This window comes from Corynebacterium tuscaniense, assembly GCF_008693065.1.
GTDB lineage: Bacteria > Actinomycetota > Actinomycetes > Mycobacteriales > Mycobacteriaceae > Corynebacterium > Corynebacterium tuscaniense.
In genome coordinates, this window is sequence record NZ_VXKH01000002.1 from 133072 (window position 1) to 150155 (window position 17084).

General features: G+C 58.0%; 15 protein-coding genes. 8 read left to right on the forward strand and 7 right to left on the reverse strand.

Annotated elements, in window-relative coordinates:
- The first annotated feature begins 7 nt into the window (after positions 1–7).
- Positions 8–3934 carry an ATP-dependent RNA helicase HrpA gene (gene hrpA / locus F4V54_RS01455; protein WP_150385987.1) on the forward strand — a complete coding sequence of 1309 codons (3927 nt, stop codon included), beginning with the start codon at positions 8–10 and terminating at the stop codon, positions 3932–3934.
- On the opposite strand, the gene nrdR is transcribed toward hrpA, so the two are convergent.
- Together nrdR and F4V54_RS01465 are read right to left on the reverse strand one after the other, a co-directional pair.
- Complete coding sequence (gene nrdR / locus F4V54_RS01460) at positions 3931–4395, reverse strand: transcriptional regulator NrdR (RefSeq protein ID WP_150385988.1); 465 nt, start codon at positions 4393–4395, stop codon at positions 3931–3933. The genes hrpA and nrdR overlap by 4 nt on opposite strands.
- 60 nt (positions 4396–4455) lie before the next feature.
- Positions 4456–4827, reverse strand: a complete 372-nt coding sequence (locus F4V54_RS01465) for a hypothetical protein (protein WP_150385989.1) — start codon at positions 4825–4827, stop codon at positions 4456–4458.
- Between the two features lie 245 nt (positions 4828–5072).
- On the opposite strand from F4V54_RS01465, the gene lexA reads away from it, so the two are divergent.
- The 5 genes from lexA to F4V54_RS01490 all read left to right on the forward strand — a co-directional run bounded on the left by lexA (position 5073) and on the right by F4V54_RS01490 (position 10087).
- Positions 5073–5747: a transcriptional repressor LexA gene (gene lexA / locus F4V54_RS01470; RefSeq protein WP_150385990.1), complete on the forward strand. Its 675-nt coding sequence runs from the start codon at positions 5073–5075 to the stop codon at positions 5745–5747.
- A 112-nt stretch (positions 5748–5859) separates the two neighbouring features.
- Positions 5860–6639 carry a DeoR/GlpR family DNA-binding transcription regulator gene (locus F4V54_RS01475; RefSeq protein ID WP_150385991.1) on the forward strand — a complete coding sequence of 260 codons (780 nt, stop codon included), beginning with the start codon at positions 5860–5862 and terminating at the stop codon, positions 6637–6639.
- Between the two features lie 138 nt (positions 6640–6777).
- Positions 6778–7767 (forward strand): 1-phosphofructokinase family hexose kinase, encoded by a 990-nt coding sequence (locus F4V54_RS01480; protein WP_150385992.1) that lies wholly within the window; start codon positions 6778–6780, stop codon positions 7765–7767.
- Between the two features lie 6 nt (positions 7768–7773).
- On the forward strand, positions 7774–9786 hold the full coding sequence (locus tag F4V54_RS01485) for a PTS fructose transporter subunit IIABC (protein WP_150385993.1): 2013 nt from the start codon (positions 7774–7776) through the stop codon (positions 9784–9786).
- Between the two features lie 31 nt (positions 9787–9817).
- Positions 9818–10087, forward strand: a complete 270-nt coding sequence (locus F4V54_RS01490; RefSeq protein ID WP_034661443.1) for an HPr family phosphocarrier protein — start codon at positions 9818–9820, stop codon at positions 10085–10087.
- Here the strand turns inward: F4V54_RS01490 and F4V54_RS01495 are convergent.
- Both F4V54_RS01495 and hflX read right to left on the reverse strand, forming a co-directional pair.
- Complete coding sequence (locus tag F4V54_RS01495; RefSeq protein ID WP_249041189.1) at positions 10084–11409, reverse strand: uracil-xanthine permease family protein; 1326 nt, start codon at positions 11407–11409, stop codon at positions 10084–10086. The two genes, F4V54_RS01490 and F4V54_RS01495, sit on opposite strands and share 4 nt — an antisense overlap.
- A gap of 3 nt (positions 11410–11412) precedes the next feature.
- A complete protein-coding gene (gene hflX / locus F4V54_RS01500; protein WP_376998132.1) occupies positions 11413–12855 on the reverse strand; it encodes a GTPase HflX in 1443 nt (480 codons plus the stop codon).
- Positions 12856–13198: 343 nt separating this feature from the next.
- Between hflX and F4V54_RS01505 the strand changes: the two genes are divergently transcribed.
- Together F4V54_RS01505 and F4V54_RS01510 are read left to right on the forward strand one after the other, a co-directional pair.
- On the forward strand, positions 13199–13960 hold the full coding sequence (locus F4V54_RS01505; protein ID WP_034661643.1) for a hypothetical protein: 762 nt from the start codon (positions 13199–13201) through the stop codon (positions 13958–13960).
- An 18-nt stretch (positions 13961–13978) separates the two neighbouring features.
- Entirely contained in the window at positions 13979–14488 is a 510-nt protein-coding gene (locus F4V54_RS01510; protein WP_150385995.1) for a hypothetical protein, read from the forward strand.
- Here the strand turns inward: F4V54_RS01510 and dapF are convergent.
- From dapF to F4V54_RS01525, 3 genes are read right to left on the reverse strand one after another with little or no spacing between them, the layout of a single operon-like run.
- The gene (gene dapF, locus F4V54_RS01515) at positions 14438–15319 is read right to left on the reverse strand and encodes a diaminopimelate epimerase (protein WP_249041190.1); all 882 of its coding nucleotides are present in this window, start codon (positions 15317–15319) and stop codon (positions 14438–14440) included. The two genes, F4V54_RS01510 and dapF, sit on opposite strands and share 51 nt — an antisense overlap.
- A complete protein-coding gene (gene miaA / locus F4V54_RS01520; protein WP_150385996.1) occupies positions 15316–16236 on the reverse strand; it encodes a tRNA (adenosine(37)-N6)-dimethylallyltransferase MiaA in 921 nt (306 codons plus the stop codon). Before miaA ends, dapF begins: the two co-directional genes overlap by 4 nt.
- The gene (locus F4V54_RS01525) at positions 16229–16825 is read right to left on the reverse strand and encodes a hypothetical protein (protein WP_249041191.1); all 597 of its coding nucleotides are present in this window, start codon (positions 16823–16825) and stop codon (positions 16229–16231) included. Before F4V54_RS01525 ends, miaA begins: the two co-directional genes overlap by 8 nt.
- Between the last annotated feature and the right edge of the window lie 259 nt (positions 16826–17084).

A 17084-nucleotide genomic window follows, 5' to 3' on the forward strand; every position in this document is an offset into this window, starting at 1 on the left:
GGTGAATATGACGAACACACAACCCCCTCAAGACCTCACCCGCGGTGATCTCTATTCCCGGATCGATGAGCTCCCTCTTACCGCTGTTCGCCGGTTTCAGCGTCGGTTGAAGAAGGCGCGGTCGGCGGGGGCTTTGGCGTCGATAAGCAAAGACATGGACGCTGAGACGCTCAAAGTCGCAGCCATCGACGAACATGTCCCCGAGATCACCTACCCGGATAACCTGCCGGTTTCTTTGCAGCGCGACAAGATCATGGATCTTGTCCGCGATAACCAGGTAGTCATCATCGCGGGTGAGACCGGCTCCGGCAAAACCACCCAAATCCCCAAAATGCTGCTTGAACTGGGCCGGGGGCGCCGTGGGATGATCGGGCACACCCAGCCACGCCGTATCGCCGCACGCACGGTGGCTGAACGCATCGCGGATGAACTCGGCCAGGATATCGGCGAATCCGTGGGCTACGCCATTCGCTTTGATGATCACGTATCCGCTACCACCGCCGTCAAACTCATGACAGACGGCATCCTTCTCGCCGAAATGCAGCATGATCGGTACTTGAATGCGTACGACACGATCATCATCGATGAGGCCCACGAACGCTCTCTCAACATTGATTTTCTGCTCGGCTACTTAAGAAAGTTGCTGCCACACCGCCCTGACCTCAAGGTGATTATCACCTCAGCCACGATCGACCCAGAACGCTTCGCCACGCACTTCTCCGACAAGGACGGCACGCCCGCACCGATCATTGAGGTCTCTGGCCGCACCTACCCGGTAGAGATTCGGTACCGCCCGCTAGAAACTGAGGTGACCAGCAAGAAGGGCGACACCAGGGTCGTAGACATTGACATGCTCGACGGGCTTGTCGCCGCGCTCAAGGAACTCATGGCTGAGGGGGACGGAGATATCCTGTGCTTCTTTGCATCCGAGCGCGATATCCGCGACGCCATGGAGGTCATTGAGAAACAGCATTGGCGCAACGTCGAAGTCACTCCCCTGTTTGGTCGGCTATCCAATGCGGAACAACACCGAGTATTCAGCCCTCACTCGGGCCGCCGGATCGTACTTGCCACTAACATTGCGGAAACCTCCCTAACGGTGCCTGGAATCCACTACGTTGTGGACACCGGCTTGGCGCGCATTTCCCGCTATTCCACCCGCACGAAGGTCCAGCGCCTGCCCATTGAGGAAATCTCGCAGGCTAGTGCCAATCAACGCTCCGGCCGCTCAGGCCGCATCGCCGACGGCATTGCCATCCGCCTGTACTCCGAAGAGAATTTCAACTCGCGCCCCGAGTTCACCGATCCAGAGATCTTGCGCACCAACCTCGCCAGCGTCATCTTGCAAATGATCAACCTGCGCCTCGGTGACATATCGGAATTCCCTTTCGTCCAACCCCCAGAGCAGAAAGCCGTGCGCGATGGCCTCATGCTGCTGCACGAGCTCGGCGCCATCACGGACAAAGAAGACCGTGATCTGCCGGTTCTCACACCCATTGGGCGTGAGATCGCGCGCATCCCCGTGGACCCCCGCATGGCCCGCATGCTCGTGGAGGCTAACCGCCTTGGCGTGCTCGCCGATGTCACCGTCATTGTCGCAGCGATGACCATCCAAGACGTCCGCGAACGCCCCTTGGAATTCCAAGCTCAGGCGGATCAAGCGCATGCCCGCTTTAAGGACAAGACCTCTGATTTCCTTGCGTCCCTGAATTTATGGGATTACATCAAAGATGCCCGTGATGAGCTCTCCGGCAACGCCTTCCGCAAACGCATGAAGAAAGAATTTCTCCACTACATGCGTATCCGCGAGTGGTTCGATCTTGTCGGTCAGCTGCGCGAAGCACAAAAGCAGCTCGGTTGGAACAAGCTGCGCCACGCCGAAGCGGGTGAGCGTGATCCGATGGCTGTGCACCAGTCACTCCTCACCGGCCTGCTGTCCAACATCGGTGCGCGCGACGGTAACTCCAAAGAATTCAAAGGCGCCCGTGGCACCCGCTTCATGGTGTTCCCTGGCTCTGTATTGGCTAAGAAGCCACCGGAATTCATCATGGCTGCGGAACTCGTGGAAACCTCACGCCTCTGGGCACGTGATGTCGCTGCGATCGACCCAGCTTGGGTGGAAAAGGTAGCCGCGAACCTGCTGAAGCACTCCTATTCGGAGCCGTTCTGGTCCATCAAACGCGCCGCGCCGATGGTGCACCAAAAATCCATGTTGTATGGCGTCACCGTGATTGCCGATCGCCGTGTGCCCTACCACCACGTGGACATGGATGCCGCGCGCACCATGTTCATCCGCCATGCTCTCATCGATGGTGAATGGAACGCGCACCACGCTTTCCTCAAACACAACGCGCAGCTTCTGGAGGAAGCCAGCGCCATCGAGGAGAAAGTGCGCCGCCGCGGCCTCGTGGTCGACGAAGATGCATTGTTCGATTTCTATGACGCCCGCGTCCCCGACAACATCGGCACCGGCCGCCATTTCGATGCCTGGTGGAAGAAGAAGCGCCACCAATCACCGGACTTCCTCGACTTCGATCCGGCAAAGCTTATCGATGCCTCTGGTGCCGATTCCTCCGAAGCTGCCTTCCCCGACAAGTGGCGCCAGGGCAGCATCAACTATGACTTGCAGTACAAGTTTGAGCCCGGTGATCCCTTCGACGGCGTCACGGTACTCATCCCTGTCCCATTGCTGGCCGGACTGGAAGACACCGACTTTGACTGGCTTATCCCTGGCCTCCGGGAGGAACTTGTCACCGAGCTCATCCGTTCCCTGCCCAAGGCGCTGCGGAAAACCGTAGTTCCGGCACCGGAATTTGCTGCACGCGCGATGGAGAAGCTCATTCCTTTTGAAGCACGGCTGACGGAGCAACTCGCTGAAATTCTGCGCTCATTTGGTGGCCATGGCATCAACGCAACAGACTTCCAGCCAGAGGCACTGCCGGCGCACCTGAAGATGACCTTTGCTTCCATCGACCGGCGCGGCGCCATCACCGATCATGACAAGATTCTGGCGGAGCTGAAGAAACGTCGCGCTGGTCAGATCACATCCTCGGTGGCCAAAGCCACGAAGAAGGCCGAGACGGATTCCGCCAAGGAATGGACTGCTGACACCCTCGGTACCGTGCCGGAAACCGTGACCACGGAAATTGAAGGCAACCACGTTGATGCATTCCCTGCTTTGGAAGCAACCAAGGACGGCGTGCGCGTCAAGGTCTTCCCCACCAAGGCTGCCGCTGATGCTTCGATGGTCACGGCCACGTTGGCCATGCTCATGCGCCAAATCGCAGTTTCACCAACGCAGATGACCAAGGGGCTTCCGCTGCGCCAACGCGTAGCTGTAGATAAGTACCCGCACGGTGGTGCTGCTGGCCTCGTGGAAGATGCTCGCATCGCTGCTATCCGTGATCTCATGTTTGCCCACGGCGGCCCGGTACGCACGCCTGAAGAATTTGATGCCCTGCTGAACAAGGTCAAGCCCGATGTGCCTGGTGCTGTGCGTCGCGCTGTCGTCGGCATTGCCGGCGGTGTCGCCGAGTACATCAACATCGCGGCAGAGCTGAACAAGTGGAGCGGACCAGCCATCGATGACGTCAAGGCCCAGATGGCATTCCTTCTGCCCAAAAACGCAATCACCATCCACGGCATGGAGCACCTACAGCACCTGCCCCGCTACTTGTCGGCGGTGCAGATGCGGCTGGATGATATGAACCATGACCCTGACAGGGATGCGGACCGCCAAGCCGTCATCGATGACGTCAAGACGTATCTTGATGCCAAGCTCACTCGACTACCCAAGGGCGCAGCAAGGTCAAAGCCAGTCAAAGAGATTCTCTGGCGCATCGAAGAGTTACGCGTCAGTCTTTTCGCTCAACGTCTGGGAACTTCTAGACCAGTGAGCCCACGGCGGATTGAGAAGATGGTAGACAAGCTCTAAAGCTCATCAATGTCGCGGTCACGGCGACGCATAAGGCGAATCTCCGACTCGAAGTCATCTGCACTTTCGAAGGACTTGTACACCGAAGCGAAACGCAGGTAGGCCACCTCGTCGAGCGCTCGGAGAGGCTCCAAGATAGCAAGACCAATGTCATTAGAAAGAACTTGTGAGCTCCCTTGCGCACGAACAATCTCTTCCACTTCCTGGGCAAGACGCTTCAGAGCATCATCTGAAACATCACGGCCCTGGCATGCTCGGCGCACACCAACAATCAGCTTGTCTCTGTCGAAGGGTTCACTGACACCATTTCGTTTAACCACGGTGAGAATGGCTTTTTCAACCGTGGTGAACCGTCCCCCACACGCGGTGCACTCACGACGGCGACGAATAGCAGAACCCGCGTCTACAAGACGCGAGTCCGAGACGCGGGAATGATCGTTATGGCAGAAAGGGCAATGCACAGGAAAGGATTCTACTCTCTTGGCGCATCAGGTATCTAGCTACTATGCAGCAGCACCGAACTAGCGGGCGCTCATGCTGGCCACGGCACCATCAACCGCTGTGTCAGCTGGGTCAATCTCCACACCGGAGAAAGCGCCCCCGAGTGCAGAGCCAATAAAAAGCCCAATTCCCAGCAACACGCCCATCGCAATAGCACCACGCTTTTCGCGGCGAGCTTCGATGTTTTCGAAAGCTTCCACTCCCCTAATTGAAGCCCGGGATTGCGTTAGACTTTCTTTTCGATCAGAGTCTGCCAACGTTCGAACATTGCCGGCATGACGGCGAGGGGTGCGCGTGGAATTAATGTCCCACACATCCGCCGGCTGGACCGCAGCGCGAAGATCACCGCGGACAATATCAGTGCCGTGAGGTCGTGCAATGGAGATAGTCATTATGTTTTCCTTTCTGTTCTACCTACGATCCTACGAACGGCCACGACATGTTCGATCAAACACTTCGCTTACATGTTCGATAGGTACTATGTTCGATTTATAGCAACCAGATAAAACTTTGTCCAGACGTAGCTGAAAAATATCGAACAAACTTGCTTACTCGTGGTAGAAACGAGAAGTGAAGGAACTCATTTGCAACTAAAAAGCGTCGTCTAGGGCATCAGCAAAGGAAGGACAACAGCGACATGGCTAAAAAAGAAGACAAGAGACCTGACATCAAAACGTTGACGGACCGGCAGCGCCGCATTCTGGAGGTCATCCAGGATGCTGTGGTGTTGCGCGGTTATCCGCCAAGCATCCGCGAGATCGGCGATGCTGCTGGCCTACAATCCACGTCGTCTGTGGCTTACCAGCTCAAAGAACTTGAGAAAAAGGGTTTCTTACGGCGTGATCCGAATAAACCTCGCGCTGTTGACCTGCGCCACCTTCCACACACCGGACGGAAGTCAAACAAGCAGGATGCAAATATCCCCGAGGAGGCTGCGGCGCCACGCTACATCCCCGTTGTCGGCCAGATAGCAGCCGGCAATCCGATTTTGGCTGAGGAAAATGTTACTGAGTACTTCCCACTCCCCTCGGAACTCGTCGGCGATGGTGACTTGTACTTGCTTCAGGTTGTCGGCGAGTCCATGCGCGACGCCGGCATCTTGGACGGCGACTGGGTTGCAGTGCGCACGCAGCCAGTAGCGGAGGAAGGCCAGTTTGTCGCCGCACTTATTGATGGTGAAGCGACAGTGAAGGAGTTCCATCAGGACTCCACTGGCGTGTGGTTGCTTCCTCACAATGACGCTTTCTCGCCTATCAAGGGCGACGAAGCGGAAATCATGGGCCTTGTGGTCTCTGTTTTCCGCAAGCTCTAGCCCACCCTCACGGGGGTGAAACGGACCAAGGCAAAACTAATCCAGACTCCGTTTTCGCCCCTCGCATACATAATGAGGATTTGTTAGCATCCCCTGCATTCAAGGAAGTCTCATGTACGCCGAGGAGCGTCGTCGCCAAATCGCATCTCTGACTGCAGTCGAAGGTCGCGTCAACGTGACAGAGCTGTCTGAGCGTTTTGATGTCACCGCAGAGACAATCCGACGAGACCTGGCAGTGCTCGACCGCGAAGGTGTAGTCCAACGTGTCCACGGTGGTGCCGTATCAAACCAGTCCTACCTCACTGCGGAGTTCCCCCTTCACACCCGCTATCGTTCGGCAGCCACGGCTAAATCCGCCATCGCACAAGCCGCACTGAGTTTTCTACCCGTGGCTGGCGGCTCTGTTTTTCTTGATTCAGGCTCCACGATCAATACTCTCGCTGGACTCATCAAGGACCTCCCTGAAGCACGTGCTTTGTCTTTTGTAACCAACTCCCTGCCCATTGCGCTCGATTTATCCAGCCTGGGCACCATAAATGTTCAGCTCCTTGGTGGCACTGTTCGCGCAATCACCCAGGCTGTTGTCGGTGATACTGCTTTGCGCACATTGGCGCTTCTGCGCGCAGATGTAGCTTTTATTGGCACCAATGCACTGACCATCGACCACGGTCTGTCTACTGCAGACGCGCAAGAAGCTGCGGTGAAATCAGCGATGGTCACCAACACCCGCAAAGTTGTGGTGCTGTGCGATTCCTCAAAACTGGGGACGGATTATCTTGTGAGCTTTGCCCCCCTCGATTCCATCGATGTGGTGATCACCGATTCCGACGCACCGGCATCCTATGTTGATGAGCTGACGGAGCGCGGTATTCAAGTTATCCAAGCAGGTTAGGGCTAGTCTGTGGCGATGACGTGTTTGCAGTGTGTGTTTTCTGCCTGGTCGTAACATCATGTAGGGGCGCTATCGGGCATACTGGCGAAGGAGTTTTCCCGCTCCACCCCACCTACAACCTTGAGGGGTACGCCACCCGTGATCTTTACTTTCACGCCTAATCCAAGCGTTGACGTCACTTTCACCGTGGATAGTCTCACTGCTGGAGAGGTCATCCGCGTAACCACCAGCTCCCGTGAACCCGGTGGAAAGGGCATCAATGTTGCCCATGCCCTCCTGAAAGCTGGAGAGTCCGTGCTTGCGTTAGCGCCAGCACATGACACTGATCCCTTTGTTGCACTCGCGCACGAGGCACATATTCCGCTGCGCACCGTCGCGGTGGACGGGAATGTCCGCGCCAACACAACCATTACTGATGCAACAGGGGTGACTACCAAACTCAATGAGCAGGGCGCGCGGTTAACACCGGACACCATAGCTGCACTGGAAGATGCAGTAGCAACGAGTGCTGCTATGTCGGACGTGGTTGTTCTGGCTGGCTCACTTCCGCCGGGTGCTCCTTATGACTGGTATTCCACGTTGGTGGCTGTCGTGCGTCAAGCTAACTCGGATGCACTTATCGCGGTGGATACCTCCGATGAACCGTTGATTGCGCTGAGTGAGGGGATGGACCAGGGCACTCCAGACATCATCAAACCCAACGGCTATGAGCTTGGTCAGCTCGCCGGCATTGATGGTCACACACTCGAAGATGCTGCGTCGAACGGTGATCTCTGCTACGTGGTGGAGGTTGCTCGCTCAGTTGTTTGCCGCGGTGTGCCTGAGCTCCTTGTCACTCTTGGTAGTGCGGGCGCGTGTTTAGTCACTGCCGATGGCGCGTGGGTGGCTACTCCCCCGCCATCACTTATCCGTTCAACAGTCGGGGCAGGCGATAGTGCCTTGGCTGGGTATGTCCTTGCCCGCATACGTGGGTTGGACTCACCGGAGGCCTTACGGCATTCCGTGGCCTATGGCACTGCCGCAGCGTCCAATCCCGGAACCGCCATCCCTACACCTCATGATCTGGATTTGGAGCACACCGTTGTGTCCACCTTTCCCAATCAGGGATCAAACAAGGGTGGGGAGTGAACAGTAATGCCCTGCCACACGATCACCACGCAACAAGTGGCGCTCGACGCGGACTTCGGCAGTACAACGCAGGATGTCATTAGGCACCTTGCAGGCCTCATTACAGCCGCAGGCCGAACTGAAAATCCGAATGTGATAGCGGAAGCGGCAAACGCGCGTGAAGCACAAGCAAGCACCGGTGTGAACGGACGCATTGCTATTCCACACTGCCGTACAGCTGCTGTCACCGAACCCACACTCGCTTTTGTGCGCCTTTCACACCCGGTGGACTTCGCGGGACCAGACGGCGACGCCGAATGTGTCTTTCTTATCGCTGCTCCGGAAGACGACACTAAGGCTCATCTACAGCTGTTGTCCAAGCTGGCACGAGCGCTTGTTCGCGAAGAGTTCTTAGAAAAACTCCGGTATGCAAACTCGCCCGAAGATGTCGTCACTGCTGTGAACGAGGTGCTCAACGCAGGGGTGAAGAAGAATAAGGTGCGCGGAGACGTCGATAAGCCTAAAAAGCGCATTGTTGCTGTGACTTCGTGTGCAACAGGCATTGCACACACCTACATGGCTGCGGATGCACTTGAACAGGCTGCACGTGGCCGCAACGATGTGGAGCTGCTTGTCGAACCACGGGGTTCCTCAGGCGGGAAACCCATCGCCCCGGAGTTCATTGCCAGTGCGGACGCGGTCATTTTCGCTCACGATGTTGCCATCCGCGAGCCCGAACGCTTCGCCGGCAAACCCGTTGTGGACAGCCCAGTGAAACGCGCCATCAATGAGCCGACTTCCATGCTTGAGGAGGCGATCGCCGCGGCAAGAAACCTGAATCCGCGCCGCGTGCCTGCTTCCAGTAGTGATACTGCGACATCTACCCCAGCGACTGGTCGGCTTAAACGCATCCACCAAGCAATCCTGACCGGCGTTTCCTACATGGTGCCCTTCGTGGCAGCTGGTGGCCTGTTACTTGACCTCGGCTACCTCATTGGTGGCTATGACGTGGCTAACGGATGGCAGGTCATTCCCATCACATACTCTCCCACGAATCTGCCAGGGCATGAGGTGCTTATCGGCGGCAACCTCACCCCCTTTTCCCATTCCGGCTGGGCCCTCTACCTCGGCGCGATTCTCTTTTCCATCGGACAAATAGGCATGCAGTTCGTTGTTGCATCTTTGTCTGGCTACATCGCCTATGGTCTTGCTGGTCGCCCCGGAATTGCACCCGGATTCATCGGAGGCGCGATCTCCGTGATGCTGGGCGCTGGATTCATCGGTGGTTTGGTCACTGGTGTGCTGGCAGGTGCCATTGCTTTTTGGGTTGGTTCCTGGACGGTTCCACGATGGCTCGCCTCGCTCATGCCGGTGGCTATCATTCCGTTGCTGGCCTCCCTTGCCGTTGGTCTCACGATGTTCCTGCTCCTGGGACACCCTTTAGGCGAGATCATGGCTGCTTTGCAAGGTTGGCTCACTTCTATGACGGGCTCATCTGCGATTCTCTTGGGCGTCATCATTGGGCTCATGATGTGCTTCGACTTCGGTGGCCCGGTAAACAAAGCTGCGTATATCTTCGGCACCGCTGGCTTATCTGCGGGGACAGATGCTGCTTTTGAAATCATGGCTGCAGTAATGATTTCTGGGATGGTTCCACCCATCGCGTTATCTTGTGCAACGTTAATCCGCGCCCAACTGTTCACCCCAGCGGAGCAACAAACCGGCAAATCTGCCTGGCTTTTAGGTTTGTCCTTCGTGTCTGAAGGAGCGATCCCTTTCGCCGCTGCTGATCCATTTCGTGTGATTCCGTCGATGATGCTCGGCGGTGCTGTCGCCGGCGCCACGTCCATGGCACTCGGTGTTGGTGCGCGTGCACCGCACGGCGGAATTTTTGTCATCTTCACGTATGAGCCATGGTGGGGCATGTTCATTGCGCTAGCTGTTGGTGTTGCTGTGAGCACCATTGCGGTTTTGACTGCAAAACAGCTGTGGCGCAGAACGCCGGTGACAAGTTTCTCTACGATGGAAAAGCAGAGATAGATCCCCGCCCCCTCTTTGAAAGGACACCCACATGGCATCCAAAACCGTGACTGTTGGTTCCACTGTTGGCCTACACGCCCGCCCTGCAACCCTCATCGCGGAGGCTGCCGGCGGATATGAAGAGGACATCACTCTCACCCTCGTGGGTGGTGATCAAGGGGATAAAACCGATGCAGCTTCCGCCCTCATGATCATGGCCATGGGCGCCGAGCACGGCGATGACGTCACGGTCACCTCCGATAATGCGGCAGCGGTGGAGCGAATCGCAGCGCTGATCGCTTCGAACCTCGACGAGGATTAAGTTCGTGGCACCTCAAGTTCCTGTGGCTCCTGCTCCGGCAACAAATGGCCCTCGCCGAAGGTGCGGTATGCCCACTGCATGACTGGGTAGAGCACGATGACGCCGATGGAGCCCAGTGCAATGCCTTCGAGGGTAACGTTGCCTACCTCGAAGGTGAGGTTGCCAATACCAACGATGAGTGCCACCGCGGCGGTAGTGAGGTTGATGGGGTTGGAAAAGTCCACCTTGTTGTCCTGCCAGATGCGCACGCCGAGCATACCGATGAGCCCGTACAGCACCAAGCAGGCACCACCCAGCACACCAGCGGGAATAGTGAAGATGAGCGCACCAAACTTCGGGATGAACGCGAGCAGAATAGCAAAACCAGCAGCAACCCAGTAGGCGGCGGTGGAGTACACGCGGGTAGCTGCCATCACACCAATGTTCTCCGCATAGGTGGTGGTACCGGAACCACCGAAGCCACCAGCCAGGGTGGTTGCTAGACCATCACCGATCAAGGCTGGACCTGCCAGGTCATCAAGGTCGCGTTGTGTCATTTCCGCAACCGCCTTCACATGGCCCACGTTTTCAGCGATGAGGACCACGAGCACCGGCAAGGTGACCAAAATGGCGGACAGGTGAAATTCCGGGGTGTGGAACTGGGGCAAACCGATCCAGGGTGCAGCGGCGATGGTCGCACCAGCATCCTCCCCAAGATTGCCGGTAACAGCGGCAAAAACCCAGCCTGTCACCACACCGATGAGGATGGACAAGCGCGCTGCCATGCCGCGGAAGCAGGCAGTGGCCACCAAGATGGCGAACAACGTGACCAAGCCCACAACCGGTTGGGTCTGGGTGTTCGCCACGGCTGTAGGTGCCAGGTTCAGGCCGATCAACGCCACAATCGCACCGGTGACAACCGGCGGCATGACGGCATCGATGACGCGTTTGCCTGCCCAGGAGACAATCAGACCGACGCCCACCAACGCGAGACCCGTGACAAAAATGCCACCGATCTGCGCGCCGATGCCGTGCTGCTGCGAAGCAGTCAGCGGCGCGATAAACGCAAAGGAGGAACCGAGGTAACTAGGCAGACGGTTCCGCGTCAGCAGCAAGAAGATAATCGTGCCCAAGCCGGAAAACAGCAGGGTCGTGTTAACTGGGAATCCTGTCAACGTGGGAACCAGCAGTGTGGCACCAAACATGGCCACCACGTGCTGCATGCCGATACCGATGGTGCGCGACCAACTCAGTCGCTCATCGGGGGCTACAACGCCACCCGGCTTGATGTGTTTACCGTCACCGTGGAGGGACCATGACACGCTTTTTAAAAATGAGCTCACTCGCTAGAAACTAGCACCGGTGGTATCCACAGCGAATTCGGAGTATTGCTGGGCGAGGATGCGGGGCAGGCGGACGTCGATAAGCGTGCCCTGCTCTTCATACTCTTCGGTGAGAACCGTGCCTTCTTCATGAAGGCGTGAGACGATGTCACCGCGCGTGTACGGGACGAGCAGCTTCACGTGCGCGTCAAGAGTGTTCAGGAACATCTCAATGCGGCCCTCAAGTTCACTGATCCCCTCACCTGTGTGCGCGGACACAAACACGACCTGGTGCTTCGAATCCGCAAAAGCGTGGCGCAGCTCAGCCAAGATCACCGGGTCAGCCTGATCAATCTTGTTCACCACAATGATTTCTGGCGGGATGTCCTCCCCAGTCTCCCGTGTGATTTCCGCGAGCACCTCGTTGACTGCCTTGATCTGTTTCAACGGGAAGGGGTCTGAACCGTCGACGACATGCAGCATCAGGTCCGCGGCGGCGACTTCCTCAAGAGTGGACTTAAACGCTTCAACCAATTGTGTAGGCAGGTGACGCACGAAACCCACCGTGTCAGTGAGCACCACTGTGCGACCATCCGCGAGCTCCGCCCGGCGAGTGGAGGGGTCCAGGGTGGCAAAAAGTGCGTCTTCCACCAGCACACCCGCATTCGTCATGGCGTTGATCAGGGAGGACTTACCGGCGTTGGTGTAACCGGCAATGGCGATCTTGGGAATCGTCGAACGCTGCCGTTGCGCACGCTTGACATCGCGCGCAGTTTTCATCCCCGCGAGTTCTCGGCGCAACTTGGCCATCTCCGTACGCAGGCGGCGACGATCAGCCTCAATCCGGGTCTCACCCGGACCACGCAGACCCACACCACCGTTGGAGCCCGCACGGCCACCAGCCTGGCGCGACAGATTGCCACCCCAACCGCGGGTACGGGTGTACAAGTACTCCATCTGGGCGAGGCTGACCTGCGCCTTACCCTCCTTCGACTTTGCATGCTGCGCGAAAATATCCAAGATGAGCATGGTCCGGTCAATCACCTTGACCTTCAGCGCCTCCTCCAGCGCCACCATCTGGCCTGGTGAAAGTTCACCATCACACACCACCGTGTCGGCGCCGGTCGCATGCACAATATCGCGCAGCTCGCTCACCTTGCCTGAGCCGATGTAGGTGCCCGGGTCCGGCTTATCGCGTTTCTGGTAAAGCATTTCCACAACCTCAGCGCCCGCGGTTTCTGCGAGTGCGGCGAGCTCATTCATATTCGCCTCAACCTCGGCCGTGGTCCCCTCTGTCCACATACCCACCAGGATGACCTGCTCCAGACGCAGTTTGCGGTACTCGACCTCGTAGATGTCCTCATGATCCTCCGAGCGGATCTCCGTATCCCGGATCACGCGACGGAAGGAGTTACGCTCAGCCAAATCGAGCGAGCCAACGGTGGGTGCGCCAAAAGCTTCGTTGATAAGCGCATCTGCCTCTGCATTACGCGCAGAGGGCTCATTGTCACGAAATGCCGCTGCCAACAGTTCATCGTGGCTCCTCTGCTGCCTAGCAGCAGAGGAGGAAGGTGTGTGCTGCCTAGCAGCAGAGGAGGAAGGTGTGTGCTGCCCAGCAGCAGACGAGGAAGATGAAGAATTCGAAGAAGAAGGTTGTGTCATTGAATCCTTATTGTTTCATGGTCGTTGGATGTGTCCAAAGCATCTCCGGTGATATCTCATAACTGTTCTCTTTCATGACAACTGTCCTTCTCACCGGATTGTTCCCCAACCCCACAGCGACGCTAAAGTCAGGCCTATGAGCGACACGATCACAAAAGATCTTTCCAGCATCGGCATGAACTTCACGCGTTGGCAGGACGCGGTGGAGGCTGCCATCGCATCAAACCAGCTTGAGGTGACCGGTGAGGTCCGTGGCGGCCAGTTGATTCAGTTCGCCGATCCGTCGGGCGCGCAGCTGAACATCCTGGCCGTCGAGCCATTTGCCACCTTCGCTGGGTTTGCGTCGACCACGCGCACATATGCGCACGTGAGCATGGTCAATGATGTGGTTGGCTTCTGCGAGATCGTCGATCCACAAGGCAATGTGATCACCTCAGTCACCGCGAACATCGCGCAGGGCCCCCTGCTTGTCGACGAATCCACTCTCCAATGGCAAGAAATGGGTTTCACCGCCCTCGGCGTTGATGTGCAGCACTACGCAAGCGTGGATGATTACCTTTCCGCCACCGGTGAGACGCTGGGAACGATCGTGTCCGAGGGCGCTGAGATCGTCTCGGGCGGCAAACCCGCCACCCCGGATGCCGCGGCGCGTTTTTCCGCCCGCGTGTTGGAGGCTGAGTACCGCACTAATGCTTTGACGGGCGAGTGTTTCATCCATCTCTCTGTTGATGGTGCCTTCCCCTTCGATGTGGTGGTGCCCGCTGACGCCTTCGGTGGCGACCTTCCAGAGCGCAATTCCGTTGTCGCTGGTACAGCGGTCCTCGCTGCTTCTGTTGCAATGGCAGCTGGCTGTGGCGGTGGTGGTGGCTGCGGTGGCGGTGGTGGCAGCTGCGGCTGCGGTGGCCACTAGAGCTACTAGGAGCGCCTCATGCCCAGGAACAACCGCAACCGGGAGGCAGCGATTTGGCTGACTCTCGCGATGGTTGTTGTCATTTTGCTGGTGGCACGTTTGGGGTTCCTGGGACTCATCCTTGGTATTGGTCTCGCTGCGATCGCATTCGTCGGGTTCCTCAATTCCACCGTCGACCCGGAGATTGAGGCGCTTAAAGCCTCACTGCGCGTTGCGCGCGATGACATCGCGGAGATCATCGACTGGTACGACGATTTCACCACGGGCACTGACCTCGAAGCTCTCACGCAACGAACCCTCACCTACCGTGCACTCGCAGTGCCCAACAGTGACATCCCCGAAATCGAAGACTTCCAGCTCCGCCTCGACTCATCTCGTCGCTTCCTTGCGCGCGTGGACACGCACTTGCTTCAAAGCGACCTCTCCCGCCACGAACTAGAAAAACTCATCACCATCGCCGACCAGCGTGCTAGTGAATTAGCTTGTTCCTGGTCCGATGCCCGGCGCGCTGCCCGCAACGCTGGTTAACTGCACCTCACCGCGCGCCACAATGACAGACGGACCCGTCATAGTGGCTGAGCCATCAGTGATCTGAACAGTCACCGCCCCGCCTGGAACGTGGACCGTGACGGTGCCGTTTTCAACACCCGCGTCTGCAAGTGCTGCACGTGCAGCAGCCACCGTGCCGGTCCCGCATGAACGGGTTTCCCCCACACCGCGTTCCCACACGCGCATGGTCGCCTCACCTTCGTGCATTTCTGTGAGGATCTCCACGTTCACTCCGTCCGGGAAGAACGTGGTATCAAAGACAGGCGGTGTGAAGTGCAGGTCAGCGAGCTGTTCCGATGTCATTCCCGGGATGACGCAAGCCAGGTGTGGGTTCCCCACATCTATGCCCAAACCAGCGAAGGAGAACTCTCCCATGCGGGCGGTGGATACACCGGTGACCTCAACGCGCCCCATGTCCACTTCGATGACAGCGCGCGACGGGCTGACCTCATGGACGGTCACGTGCTTGACCCCGGCGCGGGTGTCCACATTAAAGTCTGTGCGCCCTTCCAGCCCGAGTGCTGCGAGCACATGCACAAAAACGCGGATACCGTTGCCGCATAACTCAGCAATGGAGCCATCCGCGTTGCGGTAGTCCATGAACCATCCGGATTCAGTACGTACGACGCGCAAAAAACCATCAGCGCCAATCCCCGCGTGTCGGTCACATAATGCGGCGACAAGGTCACGGGTGAGCACACCACGCTGCTCAAGTTCATCATCGGTGTCAACGACAACGACAAAGTCGTTCTCAGTCCCGTGCGCTTTGATGAAAGAGAGGGTGGCAATGCTCTCGATGTTACTACTCACCCGAGAGATTCTAGTGCCGCCTGCAGGAGTTCTTCCGGTTTTTCATCATTCAACGTGGCATCCAGCCAAGTGATGCGCTTGTCACGGTTGAACCAGGAGCGTTGACGGCGTACGTAGCGGCGGGTTCCCATGATCGTGGATTCGGTCGCTTCATCCAGGGTGCATTCACCATCCAGGTATGACAGCACCTGCGCATAGCCAATGGCGCGACCCGCGGTTGAATCCGCAACGAGTCCGTCAACGACCAGTTTTTGTACTTCTTCAACAAAGCCACGCTCAAACATCTGTTGCGTACGCAGTTCAATGCGCGGGTTGAGCCACTGCGCCGCCGTGCGTAGACCTAGGATTCGTGTCCCCCACCGTGGCGGAGCGTCCTTCGGTGGTTGGGATGCTTGGAACGGTTTGCCGGTGAGTTCAATCACTTCAAGCGCACGCACGGTTCGGCGCGGATCATTGTCCTCGATAATGCTTGCCGCCTGCGAATCCACCTCCGCCAGTTCCGCGTGAAGCGCCTGTACGCCGATCTCCGCTAACCGTTGTTCGTACTTGGTACGAACAACGGGGTCGGTGGGTGGGAACTGCCAGGCGTCGATAAGCGATTGCACGTACATCATGGACCCGCCGACGAGGATGGGAACCCTGCCACGCGCAGCGATGTCCTCCACTACCTCGATCGCGCGCGCCTGATACTCCGCGACGGACGCCGTGCGCGTGACCTCCCAAATATCCAGCAGATGATGCGGCACTCCCTCCCGCTCAGCAGGAGTCAGCTTCGCGGTGCCGATATCCATGCCACGGTAGAGCTGCATCGAATCGACATTGACCACCTCACCATCAAGCTCGTGAGCAAGGGCAATGCTAAGGAGCGACTTCCCCGACGCCGTCGGCCCCACCACCGCGATGGGCGTCTTATCCATGAGCCACCTCCCACGTGGCAACAAAGCGGCCGACCCCCAGCGAGGCGTCCGCGACGATGAGTTGCTCGTTTTTCGCTGGCTGGGCGGCGAGTTCCTCCCAGAGCGCGGGCTCGATCACGCCGTGCTTCGCGAGGTCCTTTGGCAACGTGGCTTTACCATCCAAGAACCGTACCATCTGCTCATGCGTGGCTTCAGCCCCTTCGATGAGCGCTAGTGGCGCGCGCTGCGTCAGGCCCGCGGACCCGTCGAGGACAACGATGGTGAGCACCTCTGGGTCGAACGGCTTCAGCGTCCCGCGCGAATCCGTCACACGTGCTACTGCGGGCCCGAAGCAATAGCGTGCAACCAACTCAGCGACGTAGTTCCCTCTGCCCACATTCACCTGCGGTGCACCCCACGCAGCAAAAGAGCCAGTGTGCTGCGTGTACCAACGGCTATCACGGGAACCCACAATATGGATGGGTCGAGCATCGTTTTCAATCAGCGCGCGGATCGCGGAAACGAGTTTCCGGCCAGCATCATCCCGGGGTGCCAGCTCCGGAACAAGCGCCGGCGAACCCGGAATGATAAGCACGTTGAACTGATTCACGCCTTGTAGCCTATCCATCCGTGGGAACACCCTACGGGCAAGGGCACACATGCTCGCGCCGGCAACGGTAAAGTTGCAAATCATTACGGCAGCCGTGTCGCGCGGCACACAGATGAAAGTGAAAGGATGCCTCACCATGAAGCAGCCACCAATTGAAGGCAAGACTCCGACTCCCAACCCCGGCGCCATGCCCGCCCGGACCCCGAAGCCGGGACCACGACCCGGCGCTGGCGTGGATGCCACCCCGCCACCGGCACAA